The sequence below is a fragment of the Microbulbifer maximicatervae (SeqCode) genome (assembly GCF_052467065.1).
In genome coordinates this window covers 3,344,312-3,368,556 of sequence record NZ_CP174299.1, presented here as the reverse complement: position 1 = coordinate 3,368,556, position 24,245 = coordinate 3,344,312, and the positions used below count along the sequence as shown (strand labels likewise).

Genomic DNA, 24,245 nt, shown 5'->3' with positions numbered 1-24,245 from the left:
TAACTCAATGATTAATAACCTGCCAACTCACGCTTGTGCGGCGTCATATTTGCCGAGTGCCGCAACCAGAAATACCAGCTTGATAGCTTCCGAAGTGTTCTCAGCCCAGAGCCATCACCACCATAGGCGGCAGATTCAAAAGCCTCTGTCACTGCTGCGGCATAACCAGACATCTCCGGTTTTTCCTCGGCAATCCGGCGGGCATAGGATCCTGCAGTCTCACCGGAATGCCGCTGGACCCCATTGCGGGCCATGCGCCGGCAAAAGCGCTGGTAGAGCTTCTCTGCAGGCGCCAACTTGGATCCTCCTGCGGAGCGGGCCGCCCATAAACTGATACCCAACAAAAGCACAAGAATCGGCGCCCCCAGTAATAGGGCGATACGCATTGGAGACAGATCACCAAATAGCCGCTGTAACAAATTCTGCTGCCGATCGGCATCAAAGCTCACTACGGTTTGATACCAACGGTAGTTGATCATATCCCACTGTAAGCGCAACTGGCTGAGAATGCCGATACGGTGTAAAGGAAATAGGGAGTCCTGCATAAACTCCTCACCCGCCGCACTCTCCAGACCGTCGCGCACCCGCTCCGGAGCCACTGCTGCAGTGGGGTCAACACGTTGCCAGCCTTGGCCGTCGAGCCAAATTTCAGCCCAGGCATGGGCGTCGTACTCTCGCACCAATAAGTACTCTTCTCCACTGACCCACTCTCCGCCCTGGTAACCAGCCACTACTCGCGCCGGTATCCCCGCTGCGCGCATGGCAAACACATAACTACCGGCAAAGTGCTCGCAGAAGCCCTGCTGGCTATCGAAAAGAAACTCATCAATAGTATCGCCGCCCAGTGCCGGAGGCTTCAGGGTATAAGTGAAAGCACTGTGGAAGTGCGACAGCAGCTGGGAGGAAACCGCCTCAGCACTGAGCCCCTGATCTCGTAGGGAAGCCATCCACTGACGAGTACGGCTATTGCCGTAACTGGGAAGTTGCAAATTCCTGCGCCGCTCCGCATTGCTGAGAGTAGCACTGAGTGACAGGGTTTCTCTCGGCCAGGAACTTACCTGGTAAGAAAAGCGGTTGAAAACCGGGGTCCGTTTTACCAGGCGATCATCCGTTGTCTCTCCCACACCCGCGCTCTCTGAAGCCGGTTTTGCCATAGCGAATAGCCAAGGGCTGCGGCTCGCTTCCTGGATAACCTGGTAGCGATAACGGGGACCCACTTGCGGAAGCACCTGCTCACCACTTCTCCAATACACTCGCCCGCCATTTCGAGGGTCAACACCATAGCCCTGGCGCCAGGTACGCCCATCAAATTCCGAGTACACCAAGCCCCTCCAGTAGCGCTGCTCTGGCGGGGGCACTGGTCCATCAAATGAGATACGCAAGGTCGGCTTGCTGGATTTGGAAAGCTCAGTAAAGTCTCCCGGGGCCATCGAATCACTGACACCGGTGCGCCCAGCGGAGGTATTCTGCGGCACAGACCAAAGGGGCCCCAGCCGCGGCATCACCAAAAACAACAACACCATCAACGGCGTGGCCTGTGCCACCAACCGCAGGGATAATCCCAGAGCCCGGCGCGGGCGCGCACTATAGTGTCCCAGCTGCGCCGCCAGGGCTGCAGTAATTACCAACACACTCAGTAAACCGTAAAGTGCATAGGGAATGGTCTGCTCTTGCACAAACAGAGTGGCGGCTACGAAGTAGGCCAGCAGCAGACTGACAAAAGCATCCCTGCGGCTGACCAGTTCAAGATTTTTCAGGGTGAATGACAGCGCCAAGAGTGCAATCATCGGCTCCAAAGCAAACAAGCGCCGATAGGACAGAGCCAGTCCCGCCACTGTCAACAGGATCACCGTCAGTTTAAGAGCCCGACCGGGTAAATCCCTGCGCCCGCGAAAAACTTCCAGGCGCCAATAAACTGCAAAGGCCCAGGCAAAAGCCACCCACAGTGGCAGCATTGTGAATTGCGGCAAAAGGGCGACAAACTGGGCAGCAAAAATCCACAGCAAACTTTCCCTGGGCAATAAATCCTTATTCGCAATCATCACTGGCCTCGCCCTGGGTACAGGGCCAATGCCTGCAAGACCTGCTGCTGATGCTCGGGACCGAGCGAAGGCTCTATTAAAATGCCAGGCAGGCACAAACCGTATGCAATGCCTTGCTTTTCCGCTTGTAGGGTCCAGTCACAGAGATTACTCAGGCGCATCTCTATATCCCTGCCATCGAGTAAACCCCAGTCGAGCCACAAGCGCGTGTCAGTTTTGCGCTCATAGTCCTTGCTGTAAAGATCGCGTCCGGCCGCATATTGCTTCCAGGCTACATGGCGTAACGAGTCACCCGCTTGATAGGGTTTTAGCGCGGCAAAATCATCCCCCCCCCGCTTCACCTCACCAAACTCCCCCTCGGCAACAGTCTCTCCTAGCGGTAAAGGGCCCGCAGAAATTGGACGGGGGTAAACCAAAAATTCAACATCCAGGTCAATGCGGCTCCAGCAGCGAAATAACCCGAGAGGGAAACGACTTTCAACCCTCAACCGAGGTGCCTGCACTCGCCCACGTTTTACTACCGGCATAGAGATACAAATATCCGCACTTTTCTGCTCGCACAAATCCACGCGACTGCCCTGCTCCGGTGGCCAACTCAGCTCGAGCCACTCCCGCTCCCGCTTGCCCTCACAACTGACATTAATTTCCGCCTCTGCAAAATCACCAGCAAAAGCTGCCCGGGTATCCACAAGGCGCAAGTGCACGCCACTTAAGTTGGCAAAGGTGTGTAGTGGTAGCACCGCCAAAATGCTGACTAACAAAAACGTCAGAGCGAAAACCAGATTGTTTTCATAATTGGTGCCCAGCAACCACAACAATGCCACCACTATTAGGAAACCTAAGCCTGCGCGCGTGGGCAGGATAAATAACCGGCTGTGGTTCAAGGTAATCGCTCGGGCCCGCGGTGCCCGGCGACTAAGCCAGCGCTGCATAAGGTTGCGCCAATATTCCACCAGCAGGTGTATCGGATTGCGGGAAGGGTTCCGACGTTGGGGGTGACTTACACTCATCGACTCAGGCCGCAATCACATCCACTTGGCGCATCAGACGCTCAACCAACTGCTCGCCGTTGCTGCCATCGCTCTGTAATCGATGTCCTGCCACCGCCGGCAACACAGCCTGGATATCCTCAGGCAAAACATGGCCACGATTGTGAATCAACGCCCAGGCTTTGGCTGCGCGCAAAAGGGCCAAGGCGCCTCGGGGTGATAAACCCACTGCGCAATCCGGGCTCTGGCGGGTTTGCAAAACCAGTCGCTCAAGGTAATCCAACAGACTGTCAGAAGTTTTCACCTGCGTAACCAGGTTTTGCATTTTTCCGAGTGTGGCGGTATCGATTCTCGGCTTTAACTTCGCCAGCTGCTGCCTCGGATCGGCCCCCAAATACAAAGCTCGTTCCGCCTCCCGGGTGGGATAGCCGAGGCTGATACGCATCAGGAAGCGATCCAGTTGAGATTCCGGCAATGCAAAGGTGCCCGATTGTTGCATCGGGTTTTGCGTGGCAATCACAAAAAATGGCTGGGGCAGTGTGCGGGTCTCGCCATCGACACTCACCTGGCGCTCTTCCATGGCCTCTAACAGCGCACTTTGGGTTTTTGGCGATGAGCGATTAATCTCATCCGCCAATAACACCTGGCTAAACACAGGTCCCTCGTGAAAGTGAAATTGGCTGGACTCCCGATCAAATATCGAAACACCGAGAATATCCGCCGGTAACATATCACTGGTGAACTGCACCCGCTTATACGTTAGCCCCAGCACCTGTGCGAGTGCATGGGCCAAGGTGGTCTTACCCATGCCCGGTAGATCTTCGATTAACAAGTGGCCTTTTGATAACAAACAGGCCAGCGCCAACTTCACCTGGCGTTCTTTACCCAATAAAACACTGCCGATATCAGACACTATGGCGGAAACTATTTTTTGCACGGCAAATCCATTACTGCTCAATTTTTCTCAAGGGGGCTATTTCTGCACACCGGCAGGGGCGCAACAAAATGCAAACACTACCGGAAACGGCGAACAGTATTTCACTGTCCGCTAGGGAGCCTCTGGATAACTCCGTGATACCGCTGGCCTGCAGCGCGGTTCACAATCAAGGCGCGGCTTCGCAGGAATGTCTAGACCTTTCAAGAAGCTGCAACGCAGAGTGTGAATCGCTCTGCAAGCCCCGAAGGGCGGGTCTTGAAGGCCGCATCTGCTGTGTTGCAGTTCTTGCAAAGGGCTGTGGCCATTCGCGGCACACTACGCCTAACATCTGTAGCCTTCAAGGCCCGCAGAGGTATTGCGGAATTATTCAGAGGCTCCCTAATAATCATAGGTAGCTAGGCGCTTACGCCAGCGCTTATAACTGGGATAATCCACGCATCAGGTCGCGCTTGAGGTCCTCAACATTTTCCAGCCCTACCGAAACTCGAATCAAATTTTCAGTAATTCCGGCGCGAGCCTTATCTTCATCACTAAGGCGGCCATGGGTTGTCGTGGCAGGGTGCACAATAGTGGTTTTTGCATCCCCCAAGTTGGCGGTGCAGGAGAGGATTTTACAATTGTCGATCACTTTCCAGGCAGCTTCGCGACCACCGCGCACAGTAAAACTCAGCACTGCGCCAAAAGCGTCTTGCTGTTCCCGCGCTAGGCGGTGTTGGGGGTGTTTAGGCAAGCCGGTGTAATTTACCTTCTCCACCATCTCCTGCTCATCGAGCCACCAAGCCAAGTCGAGTGCATTGGCACAGTGCGCCTGCATACGCAGCTTTAAAGTTTCCAGGCCTTTGAGGAATACCCAGGCATTAAAGGGGCTCATGCTCGGCCCGGCAGTGCGCAGGAAAACCACCAACTCATCCATTACTTCCTTGCGGCCAACAGCAACACCGCCCAGGGCCCGGCCCTGGCCGTCGAGGAATTTGGTTGCGGAGTGCACCACAATATCAGCGCCCATGGAAAGAGGTCGCTGCAGTGCCGGGGTACAAAAACAGTTGTCGACAACCAGCATGGCACCAGCGCTGTGGGCGACCTGTGCCAACGCGCGGATATCGGCTACTTCACACAGAGGGTTGGAAGGCGTCTCCATAAACAGCAGTTTGGTAGACCCATCTACGGCCTGCTTCCAGGCGTCCATATCGGTCAAATCGACATAGCTCACCCGCACGCCAAACTTTTCCATATAGCGGCCAAATAAAGCCGTAGTTGTGCCGAAAACACTGCGGGAACAGATAACGTGGTCGCCACTTTTCAGTAACGCCATACAAATACTGAGAATGGCAGCCATGCCGCTAGCAGTGGCTACTGCAGCTTCACCGCCTTCTAGAGCAGCGATGCGCTCTTCAAAAGTGCGCACTGTGGGGTTGGTATAGCGGGAGTAGACGTTGCCGGAGCTTTCGCCAGAGAAGCGCGCAGCAGCCTCTGCAGCGGAGGGGAAAACATAACTGGAGGTGAGGTAAAGTGCCTCGGAGTGCTCTCCTTCCGGTGAGCGAACCTGGCCGGCGCGCACCGCCAGGGTTTCCAGAGCGTAACCGTCGTCTTCAAACATATACCGCTTCCTGGTCAGTATTTTTGGAAGCAGTCATCTTAACCGAAACGATCTTAACTGGCGCCCTCTTCTGCCGCGAGAAAAGGACGCTTACGCTTTTTTACTATTGGCAGGCTACAAAAACGGTTCTTTTGCCGCCCGCCAATCAAGAGAGGGATATTTAGATATTCCCCCAAAGGGCGAATTACAAAGCGTTGGCGTCGGCCTTTTTACGCTTGGCCGTATCATTGCGCTGAGCGTGCAGGTCGTTCAGGTATTCCTCGTCCACATCACCGGTGATGTAATTGCCGTCGAATACAGAGCAATCAAATCGATCAATTTTTTGCTTGCCGCCGCTGGAGCTAACTACCAGATCTTCCAACTCTTGGTAGATCAACCAGTCTGCGCCAATCTCCTCACAGATTTCCTCGGTGGTGCGACCGTGAGCCACAAGCTCAGTGGCGGAGGGCATATCGATACCGTAGACATTCGGGTATTTTACCGCAGGGGCAGCACTGGCGAAGTACACTTTGGCAGCACCGGCATCGCGGGCCATCTGGATAATCTGCTTACAGGTAGTACCGCGCACAATGGAGTCATCTACCAGCAACACATTTTTGCCACGGAATTCCAGCTCGATGGCATTGAGCTTCTGGCGAACCGACTTCTTGCGCTGCTTTTGACCGGGCATGATGAAGGTCCGGCCGATATAGCGGTTCTTCACCATACCTTCACGGAATTTCACCCCCAAGCGGTGGGCTACCGTCTGACCTGCCGTGCGGGCAGAATCCGGGATCGGGATAACCACGTCGATATCGTGATCCGGGCGCATGCTGAGAATTTTGTCCGCCAGATGCTCCCCCTGACGCAAACGCGCCTTGTGTACCGATACGCCATCCATAATGGAGTCAGGACGGGCAAAGTACACATGCTCAAAAATACAGGGAGTCAAAGACGGGTTATCTGAACACTGCTCGGAGTGCACAGTGCCATCCAGCTCGATATAGAGCGCTTCGCCAGGAGCGACATCGCGCACCAGGGTGTAACCCAGTACGTCCAGAGCCACGGACTCGGAAGCCACCATATATTCGGTGCCCTTCTCGGTTTCACGCTTGCCGTAAACCAGTGGGCGAATTCCGTTGGGATCGCGGAAAGCAACAATACCGTAACCGACAATCAGGGCAACGCAAGCGTAGGCGCCGCGCACGCGCTTGTGTACAGAGCGCATCGCACTGAAGATATCTTCGGCTTTCGGCTGCAGCTTGTGCAACTTGTGCAGCTCGTGAGCGAACACATTTAGCAACACTTCCGAGTCAGAATCTGTATTGATATGGCGCAGATCCTGCTGGAAGATCTCATCGACCACCTCGTGCACATTGGTGAGGTTGCCGTTGTGAGCCATGGCGATGCCGTAGGGAGAGTTCACGTAGAACGGCTGAGCCAGCGCCGGGCCGGAGCTGCCGGCAGTGGGGTAGCGGACGTGACCAATACCAAAATTGCCTTTCAGACGCTCCATGTGGCGCGCGCGGAATACGTCGCGAACCAGACCATTGGCTTTCTGCTGGTTCAGGCGATCATCGTCACAGGTAACGATACCGGCGGCATCCTGTCCCCTGTGCTGTAGCAGAGTGAGCCCATCATAGAGCTGCAGATTGACGTCACTCTTACCGACGATACCGACGATACCACACATATATTTGACCCTATTGACTCGAGAAGAGCGCTTTTGGCACTCTATTTAAAACAACTTTACGAAGAATTCCTTAACGGAGCCCGCCAACTCCCGCGCACTATCCTCAAATTCGAGGAAATGGGGAATCAGAACAGACTGACTCCACCAGCTGTCCTGCTCCACCGGCACCAATGCCGGAGCCAGGATCAACAGCGCCATCACGACAATGGCTCCCCGCAACAAGCCAAACGCCATTCCCAGCACTCTATCTGTACCGGATAGCCCAGTTGCCTCAACAAAGGCAGAAAGCACCATGTTGAGACCGGCGCCAGCGAGTAAGGTGCCGATAAACAGGATGCCAAAAGCTGCAATCATTTGGAGAGAGGGGGTGTCGACGAGGTTGGATAGCATTGGCGCCAGCTGGTCGCGAAACATCATGGCGACGATAAAGGCGGCAATCCAGGTAAGCAGAGACAAGGTTTCCTTGATGAAACCTCGACTAAGGCCGATAAGCGTGGAGATACCCACAATAGCCAGAATGATCCAGTCAGCCCAATTCATTCAATCCTACCTGCGTGGCGGCTGCTGCCGCGAAGAGCGCGCATTCTAACTGAAGGGACTAAGCGCGTGAAGCCGTAGGCCAACCGATTGGAATTTATTACTTGTAGTACCGCTTTCCCTGGACGTTTGGCGCAGTGGCAATCGGTTAATTGCGAATAAAAGTGCAAAGTGGAAGTCTGCCAGCGAGTTGCCACCATCCGCCTCGGGCTGAAATGGTGGCAACCTGAAGTCAAAGGCCAGATCAGGCCTTGAACTGAAGCACGAGGGTCTGGGCTTTCAGAAGGGTATCCAGTTCTTTTTTCAGCTGATGGGCATCGGCCTTGTTGACCTTTGGCCCAACAAAGACCCTCACCAGGCGACCCTTGTCTGTATCCACTGCCCGAGTATAGGCACTGTAGCCCTCGTTCATCAGGCGCAAACGCAGCTTGTCCGCATTAGACTCATCCCGGTAGGAAGCCACTTGAACCACCCAGGCCACAGGCAGGCCATAGGCATCCACAAGGGGCGAGGCTCCCTTCTTCGGCGCGGCCAGTTTTTCCTCCGGCTCATCACTCTTGGCGATCTCTGACCGCCCCTCCCCCTCATCAGCTACTGGAGCCTTCGGGTTGGAGAAGTTCTCTGGCAGGTCCGGCTGGAAAGCCTCACCCGGCGCCGGTGCAGGCATAGCATCCGCTACCGGTTGCGGCTCGGCAATTTCAATAGGGCGTATATCCGGCTCCGCCGGAATCTGGCTGGTTTCACTGATATTGCCTGCGGCCTCCCGGTCCAACAGGCTGGGCAAGAAAATAACGGCAAGCGCAGCCAAAACCAGCGCACCGACAATGCGCTGCTTAAATCCGTCGTTCAATCGCCCTCGGCGGGAGGGTTTACCCTCGCAATTCTCCATTACCTTCGTCTCGCATCTGCTGCAGAACCTCAGCCACAGTAAAGAAGGAACCAAATACAAGCAACCTGTCTTGTGGACCAATGGTCGGCAGCAGCTGTTGTAAACCATCGGCGACGTTTGGACAGCGACTATTGGCGTTCGTTGCCTCAACACCTGCTGCGGCCAGACCTTCCCGCAAAGTCTCTCCGCTCGCAGCGCGGCTATTGCCCGGTAACTCTGCGGGGTGCCAGGCATCCACCACACCCCGCAAAGGCGCGAAGAGCCCCACCAAATCCTTATCGGCCATAGCCGCTACTAGCGCATGGGTCTCACCATCTACAGGGTGATCTGCAAGCCATTTAGCCAAGTGTTCGGCCGCTGCTGGATTGTGCCCCACATCCAACAGCAAGTTGCGCCCCTGCCATTGAACCTGCTGACAGCGCCCGGGCAGGGCAATTTCAGCCAGTGCAGATTCGATCCCACTCTGGGGCAATACATTGAGCAGAGCCAGCGCGGTAATCCCAGCAGCGATACTTGGGCGCGGCAAGCTGATCGGGGGGATCGCAAGTTCCAACTCACCAAAACGGTAAAGTTCTTTTTTACCCTCTCCCAAATTGAGAGAGAAATCCTGACCTATAAAGTAACTGGAACTGGACAATTTTTCTGCCGCAGACAGCACAGATTGGGTGGGATTGCTATCAGCACAGACAAAAGGCGCCCCAGCACGCAGGATACCAGCTTTTTCACGGCCGATTATTTCCCGGTCACTGCCAAGCCAGTCCTCGTGATCAATGGCAACACTGGTGATAATAGCGAGATCCGCATCCACCAGGTTGACTGCATCCAGGCGCCCACCCAGGCCAACTTCCAGAAGTGCAAACTCGACGCCTGCCCTTTGAAATAACCAGAGCGCCGCCAGGGTGGTGTATTCAAAATAGGTCAGGCTGGTCTCACCGCGAGCAACCTCGATAGCCTCAAACGCCAGCACGAGATCTTTATCGGCAACCTCTTCACCCCCGATACGCACCCTCTCGTTAAAGCGCAGAAGGTGTGGGGAACTGTAAGCGCCTACGGAGCGCCCTCCCTTACACAGCAGCGCCTCCATAGTGGCCACGCAGGAACCCTTACCATTGGTGCCCGCCACAGTAATCACTGTCGGTGCCGGTTTCTGGATACCCAGTGCATCGGCCACAGATGCGACGCGCTCAAGGCCTAATTCAATTTCGGAAGGGTGCAGCTGCTCCAGACGGGAGAGCCAATCTTGCAGTGAAGGCATAATTGAAAACATCGATGATGGGGGCTGCAATCAGCGGAAATTAAGCTGATCACAGCATTACCCCAAGGGAATGGAAATCAGTTGCCGGTCAGTTTACCCAATATGCGGGACACTGTAGAGCGCATTTCCTTGCGAGGAATAATCATATCAATTGCGCCGTGCTCCAGCAGGAACTCACTGCGCTGGAAACCTTTCGGCAATTTCTGGCGAATGGTCTGCTCGATAATATTCGGGCCGGCAAAACCAGCGCGCGCTCCGGGCTCCGCTGCATTGATATCACCCAGCAGGGCCAGGGATGCGGAAACACCACCGTAAACCGGATCGGTCATAATGGAGATATAAGGCACACCGGCCATCTTCATTTTTTCCAGCACCGCCGAGGTTTTGGCCATCTGCATCAGGGAGATCAGGGCCTCCTGCATCCGGGCACCACCAGTAGCAGAGAAACAAACTAGCGGGATACGCTGCTCCAAGGCACGCTGAGCGGCACGGGTAAAGCGCTCACCGACCACATAGCCCATGGAGCCACCGTGGAAAGCAAACTCAAATGCTACCGCTACCAGAGGGGCACCATTCAGGCTGCCCTGCATGGCGATCAGGGCATCCTTCTCACCAGTGGACTTTTGTGCCTGTACCAAGCGGTCTTTATATTTTTTGACGTCTTTAAACTTCAGGCGATCAACCGGCTGCACATCGGTGGCCAGCTCTTCACGACCTTCCTCGTCGAGGAAGATATCCAGGCGGCGACGGGCGCCGATTCTAAAGTGATGATCGCACTTGGGGCACACATCCAGATTGCGTTCCAGCTCCGGGCGATAAAGCATCGCATCGCATTTGACGCACTTCTTCCAAACCCCCTCGGGGACCTTGCTGCTGCCGGTGCGACGCTCTGTGCGAATTACCGCAGGGACAATTTTTTCTAACCAGCTCATCTCGTTTCCAAATCCGGAGGCTTTCTTTGGGCCGGCACATTTTACCGACCAGTGGGTTTCAGGCTAGGAATTAAAACACTAAGCTGAACAACAAACCCGGCCAGATCAGCCGCTATTTTTGGCTTTCTGGCCAGCTTTGTGCTTAGACCTATAGCTGCTTTTAGCGATCCAGGGCTTCGCGCATCTCGCTGACAATAGCGCCAACCGCAGTTTTAGCGGCTTCCAGGTCTGCCGCCGCATCTACCGCCGACACCAGCACACTACCGACTACAGCGCCGTCACCATGAGCACTGACCTGGCGCGCCGAGGTACCATCTTTGATACCGAAGCCAACACACAGGGGCAGATCGGTAAACTGGCGAATATGGTCCAGATTGTCACGCACTGAATCCAAATCCAGGTGGCCTGCTCCGGTAACCCCTTTCAGGGATACATAGTAAACAAAGCCACTGGCAACATCGGTAATTTCACGAATTCGCTCTTCAGTGGTGGTAGGCGTCAACAGGAAGATATTGCGCAGGTTGCGCTCCGCCAAAAAGGCATTCAGGGAACCGGACTCTTCAGCCGGCAGATCTACGGTCAGGGCACCATCGACACCCGCAGTGGACGCCGCTTCAGCAAACTCCAGTTCACCCATACGCTGAATCGGATTGGCATAGCCCATCAGGATTACCGGGGTGTCACTATCCGACTGACGAAATTCTTTCACCAATGCCAAACATTTGCGCAGCGAAGCCCCATTGGCCAGTGCTCGCTCATGCCCTTTCTGAATTACCGGGCCCTCTGCCATGGGGTCGGAAAATGGCACCCCCAGTTCAATAACATCGGCCCCGCTGGCCACCAACTGATGCATCAGCGGCACAGTATTTTCCAAGCCGCCATCGCCAGCGACAATATAAGTTACCAGTGCCTTGCGGCCCTCATCGCGCAACTTGGCAAAGCGGCGATCAATTCTATTTTGTTCTGTCACAGTTTATTCCCTGAGCTACTCCTGGCAGAAAGCCAGCTCAATTATTTAATCTTCACCCATTTTGCCCGCCTGAGAGGTGGGCGGTGATATTGCTACACCTCGATACCGTCGATTGCGGCAACGGTGAAAATATCCTTATCGCCTCGGCCGGAGAGATTTACCAGGACATTCTGCTCCGGGCTCATGGAAGCCGCCAACTTGAGCGCGTACGCCACTGCATGGCTGGATTCCAATGCCGGCAAAATGCCCTCAGTGCGAGTGAGTCGACGGAAGGCATCCAGGGCTTCATCATCATCGGCCGTGACATATTCCACCCGGCCGATATCTTTCAGCCAAGAGTGCTCAGGGCCAACACCCGGGTAGTCGAGCCCCGCAGAAACCGAGTGAGTCTCGATAATCTGGCCGTCATCATCCTCCATCAGGTAGGTGCGGTTACCGTGCAGAACACCGGGAATACCATCATTCAGTGGTGCAGCATGCTTACCGGAAGCCAGACCTTCACCGCCGGCTTCGACACCAAACATTTTCACTTCAGCGTCATTCAGGAACGGGTGGAACAGGCCGATCGCATTGGAACCACCACCGACGCAGGCCACCAGCGCATCGGGCAACTGGCCAAATCGCTCCAAACTCTGGCGACGGGCTTCACGGCCGATAATAGAGTTGAAGTCGCGCACCAATTGCGGATAAGGGTGGGGACCAGCCACAGTGCCGATAATGTAGAAAGTATTATCGACATTGGTTACCCAATCGCGCATGGCTTCATTCATGGCGTCCTTTAGGGTCTTGGAACCGGATTCCACCGGCACCACTTCTGCCCCCAGCAGCTTCATACGGTATACGTTGGGGGACTGGCGCTTAACGTCTTCCGCACCCATATAAACCGTACACTGCAAACCGAGACGCGCCGCCACGGTTGCCGTAGCCACACCGTGTTGACCAGCGCCGGTTTCGGCAATAACACGGGTCTTACCGCTGTGTTTGGCCAGCAGTGCCTGGCCCACCGTGTTATTTACCTTGTGCGCACCGGTATGGTTCAGGTCTTCCCTCTTAAGCCAGATCCGCGCACCGCCCGCCTGCTCAGTCAGTCGCTCAGCAAGATACAGCGGCGATGGCCGGCCTACGTAGTGCGCCAGATCGTGATCAAAGGCAGCGACAAAATCCGGATCATCTTTCAGGCGGCTGTACATTGCCTGAAGCTCATCCAATGCGCTGATCAGCGTCTCCGATACAAAGCGACCGCCGTAGGGACCAAAATGTCCGCTCGCATCCGGGAAGGTGGAAAAATCGATAGCACCTGGCTTACTCACACTCATACTCCGTGGGTCACGTGGGGTTAAAACTTTCTTTCTGTTTACCTACTGTTTGAATAGTTCTTCCTGAACTATTCAAACGTCGCCAGAAAATACTGGCGCAGATGCGTCGATCTGCTGGAATTTGCTGGCTCGCGCCGGCCAAGCCGGCGGGCGGCACTTCCGGTACCGCCTCTAAATCTATCTCTTCGCCGCGCTGACAAACGCAAAAACTTTTTCTCGATTCTTGCGTCCCGGCTGACGCTCTACACCTCCACTCACATCCACCCCCTGTGGGCGCGCAGCTTCTACTGCTGCAGTTACATTCGCGGGATTCAAGCCACCGGCAAGAACGATCGGGCGACTGCTATCTTGGGGAACCCTGTCCCAATCAAAGGTCTCTCCGGTACCACCGGGGACACCAGGCCTGTAGGCATCCAATAGAAACCCCCGGGCTTTGGGGTGCTTAGTCATTGCGGCTTTGACATCGAGGTCATCTTTCATCCGCAACGCTTTGATATAGGGGCGCCGGAATTGTTCGCAGAAACGGGCACTTTCATCGCCGTGGAATTGCAACAGGTTAAGCGGCACCGATTCCAGTACAGCGTCCACCTCACTCTGTGCCGCATCGACAAATAACCCCGTCAGGGTGACAAATGGGGGAACTGCCGCTGCAACTTTAGCTGCCATATCGAGATCGATATAGCGCGGGCTCGGCTTATAAAATACCAGGCCCAACGCATCGGCACCTGCATCTACAGCCATCAGGGCATCTTCTATACAAGTGATGCCGCATATTTTTACTTGCATCGTGTAACCTGGACTCAGCCGGCTGGCCGATCAAAAGAGGGAACGACGGATACTAGCAGATAGTCAGAAGGCGCGAAATGCACGCCCTCTCCCAGATTTGCTTTAGCCTCGAAAAATTCAGCACTTTAACTGGATAGCAAAGCACCCAAAGGCTGTGGCACCAGCAGTGGCCCAGGCTCACATTGGGGAAGCTGGAAATGATCAGGGTAGCGCACATCAACGAGATACAGGCCAAACGGCGGCGCAGTAACGCCGCCGGCGGAGCGGTCCCGCTGATCCAGCACCTCTTTTACCCAAACTGATGGACGCTCCCCTCGCCCCACAGCCATCAAAACCCCGGTGATATTGCGCACCATATGGTGAAGGAATGCGTTAGCACTAATCTCCAAGGCAATCAGCTGACCCACTGGGGCAATATCCAGGCGGGTAATTTCGCGCACCGGGCTCTTGGCCTGGCACTGAGAGGCGCGGTAGCTAGTGAAGTCGTGGCGGCCGATCAAGTAGCTGGCTCCCTCACGCATCGCCTCCAAGTCCAGTGAGTGCTGGGTCCAGGTTACCTCAGCGGCGCTGTGGGCCGAGCGGGTCGATGCGCTGTGGATCAGGTAGCGATAACTGCGTGCGTGAGCGGAAAAACGTGCATGGAACTGCGCCGGCATTTCCCGAGCCCAGCGCACCCGCACTGAATCCGGCAACTTGGTATTAACTCCCTGCACCCAGGCGCGGTCCGGGCGCTGCGCTCGGGTATCAAAGTGAATGACCTGATTGGTAGCATGAACGCCCGCATCGGTACGCCCGGCACAAACCAGGGTCACATCCTCCGCTGCAATAGTGGATAAAGCCCGCTCCAGATGAGCCTGGACAGTCTCCGATGCAGACTTCTGCTTCTGGAAACCGTGCAGTTTGGCTCCGCAGTATTCAACGCCCAGGGCTATACGGCGCAGCCCTTCAGGCAGCCCCTCACCTTCAGGGACCTCCCCATTTGGCTTGTAAATATATTCCCTCTGCGTCACCTGACTCATATCACCAAAACCACTTGCTCTCCCCGCTGCGACTGCGCCGGGTAAAAATCACTGCCGGGAACTTCCCGGTAAAAATAAAAAAACCTCGCAACCAGTGCGAGGTTTTTTTCAAAAACGGAATATGCTGCTAGCTTACACCATCCGCTCCAGCATTTCCTCGGCGCGGTCTTTGTGTTCACCGCCACCATCCTGGGCGACCTCTTTGAGGATATCCTTGGCACCCTCTTCGTCACCCATATCCATATAAGCTTGAGCCAGCTCCAACTTGGTCGCCATCTCATCGCCGCCTTCCAGCAAACTCAACTCTGAATTGAGGTCGCTTTCCAGGTTGAAGTCGAGGTCACCAAAGTCAGAATCTGACGGCTTCTCGACAATCGCCTCAACCTGCTCTGTCGCTTCAGGCTTAGCTTCAACCAGGGGTTCTGGCTCAAGAGTCAAATCACCCTCAGTGGATTCATCGATGAGAGCCAGCTCATCCTCCAGGGAGAACTCCTCTTCGATTGCATCCGCATTGAAGTCCAAATCGCTAGCCCCGGCCAGCTCCATACCTGCCGCATCGAGAGTATCCAGGTCAGCATCGAGTGATAAATCTGCTGCCGGCTCACTGCTGGCCGCGGCTACCTCTGCCGAGGACTGCTCAGTTGCGTTGAGATCCGCAGCAATATCATCCAGGTCGATACCGTCGAGATCCAGGTCGGAATCCAAGTCGCCGCCGATCATCTCCAGATCGCCATCAGAGAAGTCATCCATAGATAACTCTTCTGCAGGCTCCTGGGCAGAGGAGACTCCTTCTGCCAGGGAGATCTCCTCGCTCAAACCGCTGTCAACGGAATCCAGTTCCAGAGCATCATCCAATTCAAAGGCCGTATCCAGCTCAACCGAAATCTCTTCTTCTTTCTGCGGCTGAATCTCTTCCTCCATCATGGAAAGATCCAGCTCAAAATCCAAACCCGGAACGGAACCACCGCTGGTAGTTGCCTTTTCTTCCAGCTGGGCCTCAACTAAGGCCTCAGAGTTTTCTTCTGCCGCCGGCTCCAGGTCGAGGGAATCCAGATCCAACTCAGAGGTATCGAATTCTATTGGAGCATCGACACTCTCTTCTGTGTTATCAGAAAGCTCAAGCCCCAAATCGTCTTCAATCAAAGCGGGCTCTTGATTACTGGAGCCCAGATCACCCAGGTCCAACTCACCCAAATCAAGTTCATCAAGATTTAAGTCGTTTTCAACTTCTGGTTCCGATACCTCAGCAGTAACTTCCTGGCTGTCTCCGTCGAGAGCACTGTCCAGGTCCAAATCATCCAGATTGAACTCGGTATCCAGCGACTCGCTTTGATCTGCGCTCGCCTGCAACGGCTCTTCAAAGCTGCTATCCAACTCCAGGTCCAGGGACAGCTCTTGCTCAGAATCAGAGCTTTCCTGATCCAATGACAGATCCATAGTCAGGTCATCGAGGAGAGAGGTATCGGGCTCCAGCGCGTCACCGCTACCAACCAGTCCCGGCTCGGCGCTGGTGAAGTCATCGTCCAGGGCCGCGCCGATATCGTCGAGCTGCGCCGCTTCGAAGGACTCATTGGAAAGACCCATAGCTGGAGCTTCAAAATCCGGCGCACCAGCAATGGATTCACGCAGGCGGGCGGCGCGATCGGCAGCAGGACCGTCGCTGATACTAAGCAGCTGGCGGTAGTGATCGTCAAACTTTTCAACGTCCTGGTTGTGGGCGTAAACCTCCATCAACATCAGACGCGCATCGACTACCTGCGGGTCCTTTTCCAGGCCCAGCAGCAGCTTGCTTTCCGCTTCCTCATACTGCCCCAGGGACAGGTGAATCTCCGCTTCAGAAATTGGGTCATCAGTGCCTACATCGCCGAGATCGCCCAGATCGAAGGTATCGTCTGCCTCCATGCTCTCAACTGCAGCGAGAGTTTCATCGGGTTCGGCAATATCCTCAGGAATATCCAGCGGCTCTTGTTCCATAGCCATCTGCTGTTCAAGTTCCTGCTGCGCCTCTTGTTCAGCCTTGCGGCGACGCCAGGTGAACAGGCCAAATATAGCGGCCAGCAGACCCGCACCACCCAAGCCAATCAGCATTCCGTTATCGGCCAGCTGCTCCATAAAGGTTGGCTTGGGCTTGGTTTGAACTTCAACTACACGGTTACGCGTCTCTGCTGGAGCCGGTTCGGCTTCAACAGTTTCTCCTTCCGTATCAGCAGCAACATCAAACTCTTCGCTGTCTTCAACAGTCAGGCTGTCATCTAAAGACTCTACTTCAACGTCATCCGCCTCAGTGGGGTCGAGCAACACGTCTGACTGCTCCGCAGCGGCCTGCACCGCAGCCAGTTCCTCATTGGAAACATCAATCAGCGTATCCATGGTATCGATCTGCTCGTCGAGCTCGGCGATACGTTCACGCAATTCCGTGTTTTCGAGCTTGGACTTATCCAGCTCTTCCTCAGCTACTGTGAGATCGCCTTCCAGCGCCTCACTGTCATCAGTGCCGACTCCAGAACCGGAGGTAACGGACTCATTGTCCCCCGGTGCAGCCAGGCTAACGCGCCCTTCAACCGTTTCGCTGACATAGGACTCCTCCTCAACCGCACGGGCATCCAGCGGTGCGCCGGTAGCCACTTCCACTTCGGAGCGCTGGCGCCAGGAGTCATTCTGTTGAGCCACCTCAGAAATCGCCTCCGTCATAGTCAGGGTGCGCAAATCCTCGCTGTTGGGCAGGCGCAGTACGGCACCTTTCTTCAACAGGTTGATATTGTCATTAATAAAGGCTTCTGGGTTCAGCCTTTGAATCGCCAGCATGGTCTGCTGAACAGAGAACTCGCGACTGGCGCGATTTTGCAGCGCGATTTCCCACAACGTATCGGAGGAACTTACCGGGCCATATACCTGGCTGTTGCTCTCACTGGTGTCTGTAGTCGTATAGCGTGGCTGCGGACGAGCGGGCTCGCGAGTTTCTGGGGCAGTCCTTTCAGTTGGGGCTGGTTCGGCCGGTGCCTGGCGAGCAGCCGGGGCCGGTGTTGTGCGAGGCTGGGGCTGCTGAACTGGGGCTGTGCGACGCACTTGCTGCCGCTCGCGCTCAGCTGCGCGCACGGGTTGCTGCGCAGCCGTTGGGGAAAACGCCGGCAGGTCCATTAGCAGCGTATATTCGCGCAGTAGACGGCCACTGGGCCAGCGAGTCTCAACCAGGAAATTCAAAAAAGGTTCGCGAATGGCGTCGCGACTGGAAATGCGGATAACCGGCTTGCCACCGGAGTAGTCCACTTCAAAACTTAAAGAAGTAAGGAGGTAAGAGCGCTCGACACCAGCGCGTTCGAATTCTTCAGGACCTGCGAGGCGAACCCTAATTTCGGTATCTTCCAAACCGCGAGTCTGCAGCAGTCCGATTTCCGCATCGAGAGGCTGGTTAAGGGTCGAGTTGAGCTTGATCTCACCTAGTCCAAGCGCCAGAGCCGCGTTGCTTCCCAGTGCACCGACTAGACCAACTGCAAGTGCCAACTTACGCACACGCATATCCGATTCCCTTTATTGTTAGAACCTTCCCAGGGTTTCCGAAAAGCGCGCCTTCAGAATATCCCCATTACTGAACGGTAATCGTTCAACTAATTAGCCGCCGTTTAGGCAGCCGCCAACTATGGCGAATTTTTCGCCAGTCTCAGCCAGGCCAAAGTTAAGATTACACCTTCACTATGGCCGCTAAGTATTAAATATCAGTAGTTTTTTAGCAACAAGTGGGCAATTTGTGCACAGTTTATTGCTACATCTTTACGCAGGTTGTCAGACACCGCACAAAGATTTAACTGTCGCTTGTTGAGTAGACTTTGGCGCAAGCGGCCGATGATTGTCACGTCACTGCCCACCGCACTTTCTGCCGAGGGCTGCTCCGCCATTTTGAGGCCAGCGCCATTTGCCAGCAGCGCACGCACTTTTTCCAGATCGACATCTTCAGTTAAAGCGACGCCCAAATTAGCTAGCTGACCGTGGAAAACAGAGACCGTATTGATGCTGGCATCGACTGCTACCGCGTCTCCAAATAAGCGGCGCAGGTCGTGAACCAAAGTCAGCTCACTGAGGGTGTGGCCACTGGCGAGCAGAGCCTCGCAGGCACTGAGCTGGTTAAACGCCAATCGGTGGCCAATCTCAGGATCAATTTCCGCATCCTGACCACTAAACATCCGCGCGGTTTGTGCCGCCATAGCATCAATTGCGGCCTTGCCCAGAGCAGACACCGGCTGATTGAGCTGTACCTCTACCGCTTGCAGTTTATCTTTCAGGGGCGCCAGGGCTTCCGCCACCATGGAGGCGCCGGCACTTGGCAGGGCAACAACGCGGCGCTCGGCAGAAGCGAGTTCACCGCTGTTAAACATTGGGTGTACTAGGGCAACACTTTCATCGCCACGGGTGTTGTTGGCCACGTCTACAATCCAGGCGCCATTTTGTTCTGCGGCAGCCATAGCAGCTTCAACGGCATCGCCGGCGCTCAGCAGAATCACGACCTGCTTATCGTTAAATGTAAATTTCTCCAGGGACTCCACCGGAATATTGCGATTGGCAAATACCTGGGGGTCTACTTCCCGTTCGTCAGTCTCCAGCAAACTCAGCTGCTCGGCGGAAATTACTTCACGCTCTTCGAGTACTTCCAGCAGGGGGCCAAAGGCGGCGTTATCAACACCGACAATGACCAGTTCGCGGGTGGCTTCGGACATGGCAAATCACTTCATTGAATTGGAAAGGGAAAAATGAGGGGCGATTATACCCGTGGGGAAAATTCGAAAAAGGCGCTATGACAAACAGTAGCCGTTTTTTACGCGAAGAAGTTCACAGCTTGGCAAAAAGTCCTCCACTAAAGTGGCCTATTTCCACTCTTAGTAGAGGACTTACTCAGGTTCGTACCAGTTACAGTTTACCGAGTAAAATCAGCAGGATTCTGCGCAGGGGTTCTGCGGCGCCCCAAAGCAGCTGATCCCCTACAGTAAAGGCGTTTAAGTACTCTGGACCAACACTCAATTTACGCAGTCGACCAACAGGAATATCCAACTTTCCGGTAACTGCTGTTGGCGTCAGGTTCTGCACCGTAGCCTCACGCTCATTGGGCACTACATTTACCCAGTCGTTGGCACCATTTAACAATTGTTCAATGTCGGCAAGTGGCAAATCTTTTTTCAGTTTTATGGTGAAAGCCTGGCTGTGACAGCGCATGGCACCGATACGTACACAAGTGCCGTCCACAGGAATCGGGTTTTCGGTCTGTAAAATCTTGTTTGCTTCAACTTGCGCCTTCCACTCTTCGCGGCTCTGGCCATTCTCCAACTGGGTATCGATCCAGGGCAACAAACTGCCTGCCAGTGGCGCGCCAAATTCTGCCGTGGGGAATTCTGCTGAGCGCATATCTGCTGCTACTTTGCGATCAATCTCCAGAATGGCGCTGGCGGGGTCGGCCAGCTCTGTTGCCACACCATCGCGCAGCGCACCCATCTGCGCAATCAACTCGCGCATATTGCGCGCACCGGCACCACTGGCCGCCTGGTAAGTCATGGCGGTAACCCACTCGACCATACCCGCCTTAAACAGTCCACCCAGAGCCATCAACATCAGGCTCACTGTGCAGTTGCCACCGATAAAGTTTTTCTGTCCGGCATCAATTGCGCGATCAATCACATCGCGATTAACCGGGTCCAGCACGATCACAGCATCGTCCTGCATTCGCAGGCTGGAAGCCGCATCAATCCAGTAACCCTGCCAACCGGCCTCGCGCAAGCGGGTAAAAACTTCCTTGGTGTAATCGCCACCCTGACAACTGACAATCGCATCCAGCTGGATCAGTGCATCAATATCGTAAGCATCGCCCAGTGGCGGCAGGGGCCTGCCGATATCCGGCGCCGTGCCTCCGGCGTTGGAAGTTGAGAAAAAAACCGGTTCGGCGATATGGGCAAAGTCGTCCTCTGCTCGCATGCGCTCCAGTAATACCGAGCCGACCATGCCGCGCCAGCCGATAAAACCTATTTTTTGCATTGCGGTGTCCTGTATGTGAGGTGGTCAAAGTGCGCCGCCGGGAAAGCGGCGCGATAGTGGAATCGAAAATTGCGGTTTCGAAACTTGTAGAATCGAAACTTAAAGTACGGCTACAACGGCAGCGCCCATCTCTGCGGTAGAGACTTTCTGGCAGCCGTCGGTATAAATATCGGCAGTGCGCAAACCCTGCTCCAACACCTTGCTCACTGCTGCTTCAATCGCATCTGCGGCCTCATTCATATCGAGGGAATAGCGCAACATCATGGCAGCAGACAAAATAGTCGCCAGCGGGTTGGCGATACCCTGGCCAGCAATATCCGGAGCGGAGCCATGGCACGGCTCGTAAAGACCAAAACCGCTTTCGTTCAAGGAGGCGGAGGGCAACATACCAATGGAACCGGTAAGCATGGCGGCAGCATCGGAAAGGATATCGCCGAACATATTACCGGTTACCATCACATCAAACTGCTTGGGCGCCCGCACCAATTGCATCGCCGCGTTGTCCACGTACATATGGGACAGCTCTACATCAGGGTATTCCGGAGCCAGACGATCCAACACCTCGCGCCAGAGCACTGTCACTTCCAGTACATTGGCTTTGTCTACAGAACAGAGTTTGCCATTGCGCTTTTGTGCCGCCTCAAAGGCAGAGCGGGCAATGCGTTCAATTTCTGATTCGCTGTACACGTAGGTGTTAAAGCCCTGGCGCTCACCATTTTCCAGGGTCTTGATACCGCGCGGCTCACCAAAGTAAATGCCGCCGGTCAATTCGCGCACAATCAGAATATCCAAGCCGGCAACCACTTCAGGCTTTAGCGAAGAGGCATCGGCCAGTTGTGGGTAGAGAATCGCCGGGCGCAGATTCGCGTAGAGGCCCAGGCCGCTGCGAATTTTTAACAGGCCTTTTTCCGGGCGAATTTCCCGCTCCAGGGTATCCCACTGGGGGCCGCCTACCGCACCAAGCAGCACCGCATCGCAGTCACCCGCCGCCTTCAGAGTTTCGTCAGTCAGAGGCTCACCGTGGGCATCGATAGACGAGCCACCAATCAGCCCCTGCTCAAAACTGAGCCCCAGATTGAATTTTCCCGATGCAACTTCCAGCACCGCCATGGCCTGTTCAACAATTTCCGGACCAATGCCGTCACCGGGCAGAATCATTACTTTTTTCGTCACAGGAATTTCCTTTAATTACTGAACCGCATCAAAAAGCCAGGGGGCTTTCTCTCGGCGCGCCTGCTCATAAGCGCGAATATCTTCGGCGTGCTCCAGGGTCAGACCGATATGATCGAGACCATTTAGCAAACAGTGCTTGTAGAAGGCATCCACTTCAAATGGAATCAGCTCGCCACAGGGCTTGCGCACATGCTGCTGTTCCAGGTCGATGGTGAGCGCATAGCCCTCCTGCCCGTGTGTTTCCTCAAACAACTGGTGCACGACATCTTCCGCCAGGACAATTGGCAAAAGACCATTTTTAAAACAGTTATTGAAAAAGATATCGGCAAAGCTGGGCGCGATAATTGCGCGGAAGCCGTGATCTTCCAATGCCCAGGGCGCGTGCTCTCGGCTGGAACCGCAGCCAAAATTCTCCCGTGCAATCAGCACTGAACCACCCTGGTAGCGGGGGAAATTAAGGGGAAAGTCCGGATTGAGCGGACGGCCAGAACAGTCCTGCCCGGGAACCCCCTCATCCAGATAGCGCAACTCATCAAAAAGGTTCGGGCCAAAGCCAGAGCGCTTAATGGATTTCAAAAACTGCTTGGGGATGATCAGGTCGGTATCCACATTGGCCCGATCCATCGGTACCACGAGACCTTCGTGCTGGGTAAACGCTTTCATCAGACCATCTCCTCTTCCAGCTGTACCGGTGCCATCTCTCGCACATCGACAAAGTGGCCGGCAATTGCAGCTGCTGCCGCCATACTGGGACTCACCAGATGCGTGCGGCCACCGTAACCCTGGCGCCCTTCAAAGTTGCGGTTGGAGGTGGAAGCACAGTGCTCTCCCGCCCCCAGCTTATCCGCATTCATCGCCAGACACATGGAACAGGACGGTTCGCGCCACTCAAAACCGGCTTCAACAAAAATCTCGTGCAACCCCTCGCGCTCAGCCTGGGCTTTTACAGCCTGGGAGCCCGGAACAATCAGCACCTGCTTGACGCTATCCGCCTTGTAACGACCCTTGGCAACTTCTGCTGCTGCGCGAAGATCTTCAATCCGGGAGTTGGTGCATGAGCCGATAAATACGCGATCCAGTTTGATATCGCTGATATTCTGCCCGGCGTTCAACCCCATATATTCCAGCGCTCGCTCCATGCCCGTACGCTTGGTGGCATCGCTCTCGTCACTGGGGGTAGGTACCTGGGCGCTGATCGGCGCCACCATCTCAGGGGAAGTGCCCCAGCTGACCTGCGGCTCAATATCCTCACCGACCAATACCACGACTTCGTCGAATACCGCATCGTCATCGGAGTGCAAGTGGCTCCAGGCCTCAACTGCCCGATCCCACATTTCGTCTTTCGGTGCGTAGGGCTTGCCTTTCACGTAATCGAGAGTGATCTGGTCTACCGCCACCATCCCCGCGCGAGCACCGCCTTCAATGGCCATATTGCACACGGTCATACGGCCTTCCATGGACATGTTGCGCATCACTTCGCCGCCAAACTCGATCGCGTAACCGGTACCGCCAGCAGTGCCAATTTTGCCAATGATCGCCAGCACCACATCTTTAGCCGTGACACCTGGGCGCAGCTGGCCGTCGACGCGAACCAGCATATTCTTCATTTTCTTCTGGGTAAGGCACTGGGTAGCCATCACATGCTCAACCTCAGAAGTGCCAATACCGTGGGCCAAGGCGCCGAGCGCCCCGTGGGTGGAGGTATGTGAGTCGCCACAAACCACCGTCATACCCGGCAGTGTCGCACCTGTCTCAGGCCCGATCACATGCACAATACCCTGCCCCGGCTCATTGATGCCGAACTGGACTACATCAAAGTCACGGCAGTTCTCATCCAGGGTCTGCACCTGGATTCGGGAGATATCATCGCGAATACCACTGACGCCAGCGGCGCGCTCGGCCGCCTCGGAAGGCACATTGTGGTCGGGCGTGGCGACTAGCGAATCCTTGCGCCAAGGTTTGCGACCGGCCAGACGCAGGCCTTCAAACGCCTGGGGGGAGGTCACCTCGTGAATCAGGTGGCGGTCGATATAGATAAGTGAGGAGCCATCATCACAGTTCTTGATCAGGTGGTCCTGCCAGAGTTTGTCGTAGAGTGTTTGCCCTGCCACAGCCA

Annotated in this window: 19 protein-coding genes; all 19 read right to left on the bottom strand. The window is 55.2% G+C overall.

Annotation, left to right across the window (positions count from 1 at the left end; genetic code table 11):
• Positions 1-11: 11 nt before the first annotated feature.
• The 19 genes from ACJJI1_RS14850 to leuC all read right to left on the bottom strand — a co-directional run bounded on the left by ACJJI1_RS14850 (position 12) and on the right by leuC (position 24,240).
• Positions 12-2,042, bottom strand: coding sequence for a transglutaminase TgpA family protein (locus ACJJI1_RS14850; RefSeq protein ID WP_444959390.1), 2,031 nt, complete (start codon positions 2,040-2,042; stop codon positions 12-14).
• Complete coding sequence (locus ACJJI1_RS14845; RefSeq protein WP_444957143.1) at positions 2,042-3,052, bottom strand: DUF58 domain-containing protein; 1,011 nt, start codon at positions 3,050-3,052, stop codon at positions 2,042-2,044. The genes ACJJI1_RS14850 and ACJJI1_RS14845 overlap by 1 nt, the downstream gene beginning before the upstream one ends.
• 4 nt (positions 3,053-3,056) lie before the next feature.
• On the bottom strand, positions 3,057-3,968 hold the full coding sequence (locus ACJJI1_RS14840; protein ID WP_444898069.1) for an AAA family ATPase: 912 nt from the start codon (positions 3,966-3,968) through the stop codon (positions 3,057-3,059).
• Between the two features lie 415 nt (positions 3,969-4,383).
• Entirely contained in the window at positions 4,384-5,565 is a 1,182-nt protein-coding gene (locus ACJJI1_RS14835) for an O-succinylhomoserine sulfhydrylase (protein ID WP_444957142.1), read from the bottom strand.
• Positions 5,566-5,749: 184 nt separating this feature from the next.
• A complete protein-coding gene (gene purF / locus ACJJI1_RS14830) occupies positions 5,750-7,237 on the bottom strand; it encodes an amidophosphoribosyltransferase (RefSeq protein ID WP_282931878.1) in 1,488 nt (495 codons plus the stop codon).
• Positions 7,238-7,282: 45 nt separating this feature from the next.
• Complete coding sequence (locus ACJJI1_RS14825; protein ID WP_444957141.1) at positions 7,283-7,777, bottom strand: CvpA family protein; 495 nt, start codon at positions 7,775-7,777, stop codon at positions 7,283-7,285.
• A gap of 241 nt (positions 7,778-8,018) precedes the next feature.
• Entirely contained in the window at positions 8,019-8,663 is a 645-nt protein-coding gene (locus tag ACJJI1_RS14820; protein WP_444957140.1) for an SPOR domain-containing protein, read from the bottom strand.
• On the bottom strand, positions 8,644-9,918 hold the full coding sequence (folC, locus tag ACJJI1_RS14815; protein ID WP_444957139.1) for a bifunctional tetrahydrofolate synthase/dihydrofolate synthase: 1,275 nt from the start codon (positions 9,916-9,918) through the stop codon (positions 8,644-8,646). The genes ACJJI1_RS14820 and folC overlap by 20 nt, the downstream gene beginning before the upstream one ends.
• 77 nt (positions 9,919-9,995) lie before the next feature.
• On the bottom strand, positions 9,996-10,850 hold the full coding sequence (accD, locus tag ACJJI1_RS14810) for an acetyl-CoA carboxylase, carboxyltransferase subunit beta (protein WP_282931874.1): 855 nt from the start codon (positions 10,848-10,850) through the stop codon (positions 9,996-9,998).
• Between the two features lie 160 nt (positions 10,851-11,010).
• Entirely contained in the window at positions 11,011-11,820 is an 810-nt protein-coding gene (trpA, locus tag ACJJI1_RS14805) for a tryptophan synthase subunit alpha (protein ID WP_413664953.1), read from the bottom strand.
• Positions 11,821-11,912: 92 nt separating this feature from the next.
• Positions 11,913-13,136, bottom strand: a complete 1,224-nt coding sequence (trpB, locus tag ACJJI1_RS14800) for a tryptophan synthase subunit beta (protein WP_108732438.1) — start codon at positions 13,134-13,136, stop codon at positions 11,913-11,915.
• Between the two features lie 177 nt (positions 13,137-13,313).
• Positions 13,314-13,922: a phosphoribosylanthranilate isomerase gene (locus tag ACJJI1_RS14795; RefSeq protein WP_444957138.1), complete on the bottom strand. Its 609-nt coding sequence runs from the start codon at positions 13,920-13,922 to the stop codon at positions 13,314-13,316.
• Between the two features lie 125 nt (positions 13,923-14,047).
• Positions 14,048-14,941 carry a tRNA pseudouridine(38-40) synthase TruA gene (gene truA, locus ACJJI1_RS14790; protein ID WP_444957137.1) on the bottom strand — a complete coding sequence of 298 codons (894 nt, stop codon included), beginning with the start codon at positions 14,939-14,941 and terminating at the stop codon, positions 14,048-14,050.
• Between the two features lie 132 nt (positions 14,942-15,073).
• Positions 15,074-18,457, bottom strand: a complete 3,384-nt coding sequence (locus ACJJI1_RS14785; protein ID WP_444957136.1) for a motility hub landmark protein FimV — start codon at positions 18,455-18,457, stop codon at positions 15,074-15,076.
• 197 nt (positions 18,458-18,654) lie between these two features.
• Complete coding sequence (locus ACJJI1_RS14780) at positions 18,655-19,650, bottom strand: Asd/ArgC dimerization domain-containing protein (RefSeq protein ID WP_444927231.1); 996 nt, start codon at positions 19,648-19,650, stop codon at positions 18,655-18,657.
• Between the two features lie 190 nt (positions 19,651-19,840).
• The gene (gene asd / locus ACJJI1_RS14775; protein WP_444957135.1) at positions 19,841-20,956 is read right to left on the bottom strand and encodes an aspartate-semialdehyde dehydrogenase; all 1,116 of its coding nucleotides are present in this window, start codon (positions 20,954-20,956) and stop codon (positions 19,841-19,843) included.
• A 99-nt stretch (positions 20,957-21,055) separates the two neighbouring features.
• Entirely contained in the window at positions 21,056-22,114 is a 1,059-nt protein-coding gene (gene leuB, locus ACJJI1_RS14770) for a 3-isopropylmalate dehydrogenase (protein WP_444959389.1), read from the bottom strand.
• A gap of 30 nt (positions 22,115-22,144) precedes the next feature.
• On the bottom strand, positions 22,145-22,792 hold the full coding sequence (leuD, locus tag ACJJI1_RS14765) for a 3-isopropylmalate dehydratase small subunit (protein ID WP_444957134.1): 648 nt from the start codon (positions 22,790-22,792) through the stop codon (positions 22,145-22,147).
• On the bottom strand, positions 22,792-24,240 hold the full coding sequence (gene leuC, locus ACJJI1_RS14760; RefSeq protein WP_444916529.1) for a 3-isopropylmalate dehydratase large subunit: 1,449 nt from the start codon (positions 24,238-24,240) through the stop codon (positions 22,792-22,794). Before leuC ends, leuD begins: the two co-directional genes overlap by 1 nt.
• Positions 24,241-24,245 lie beyond the last annotated feature (5 nt).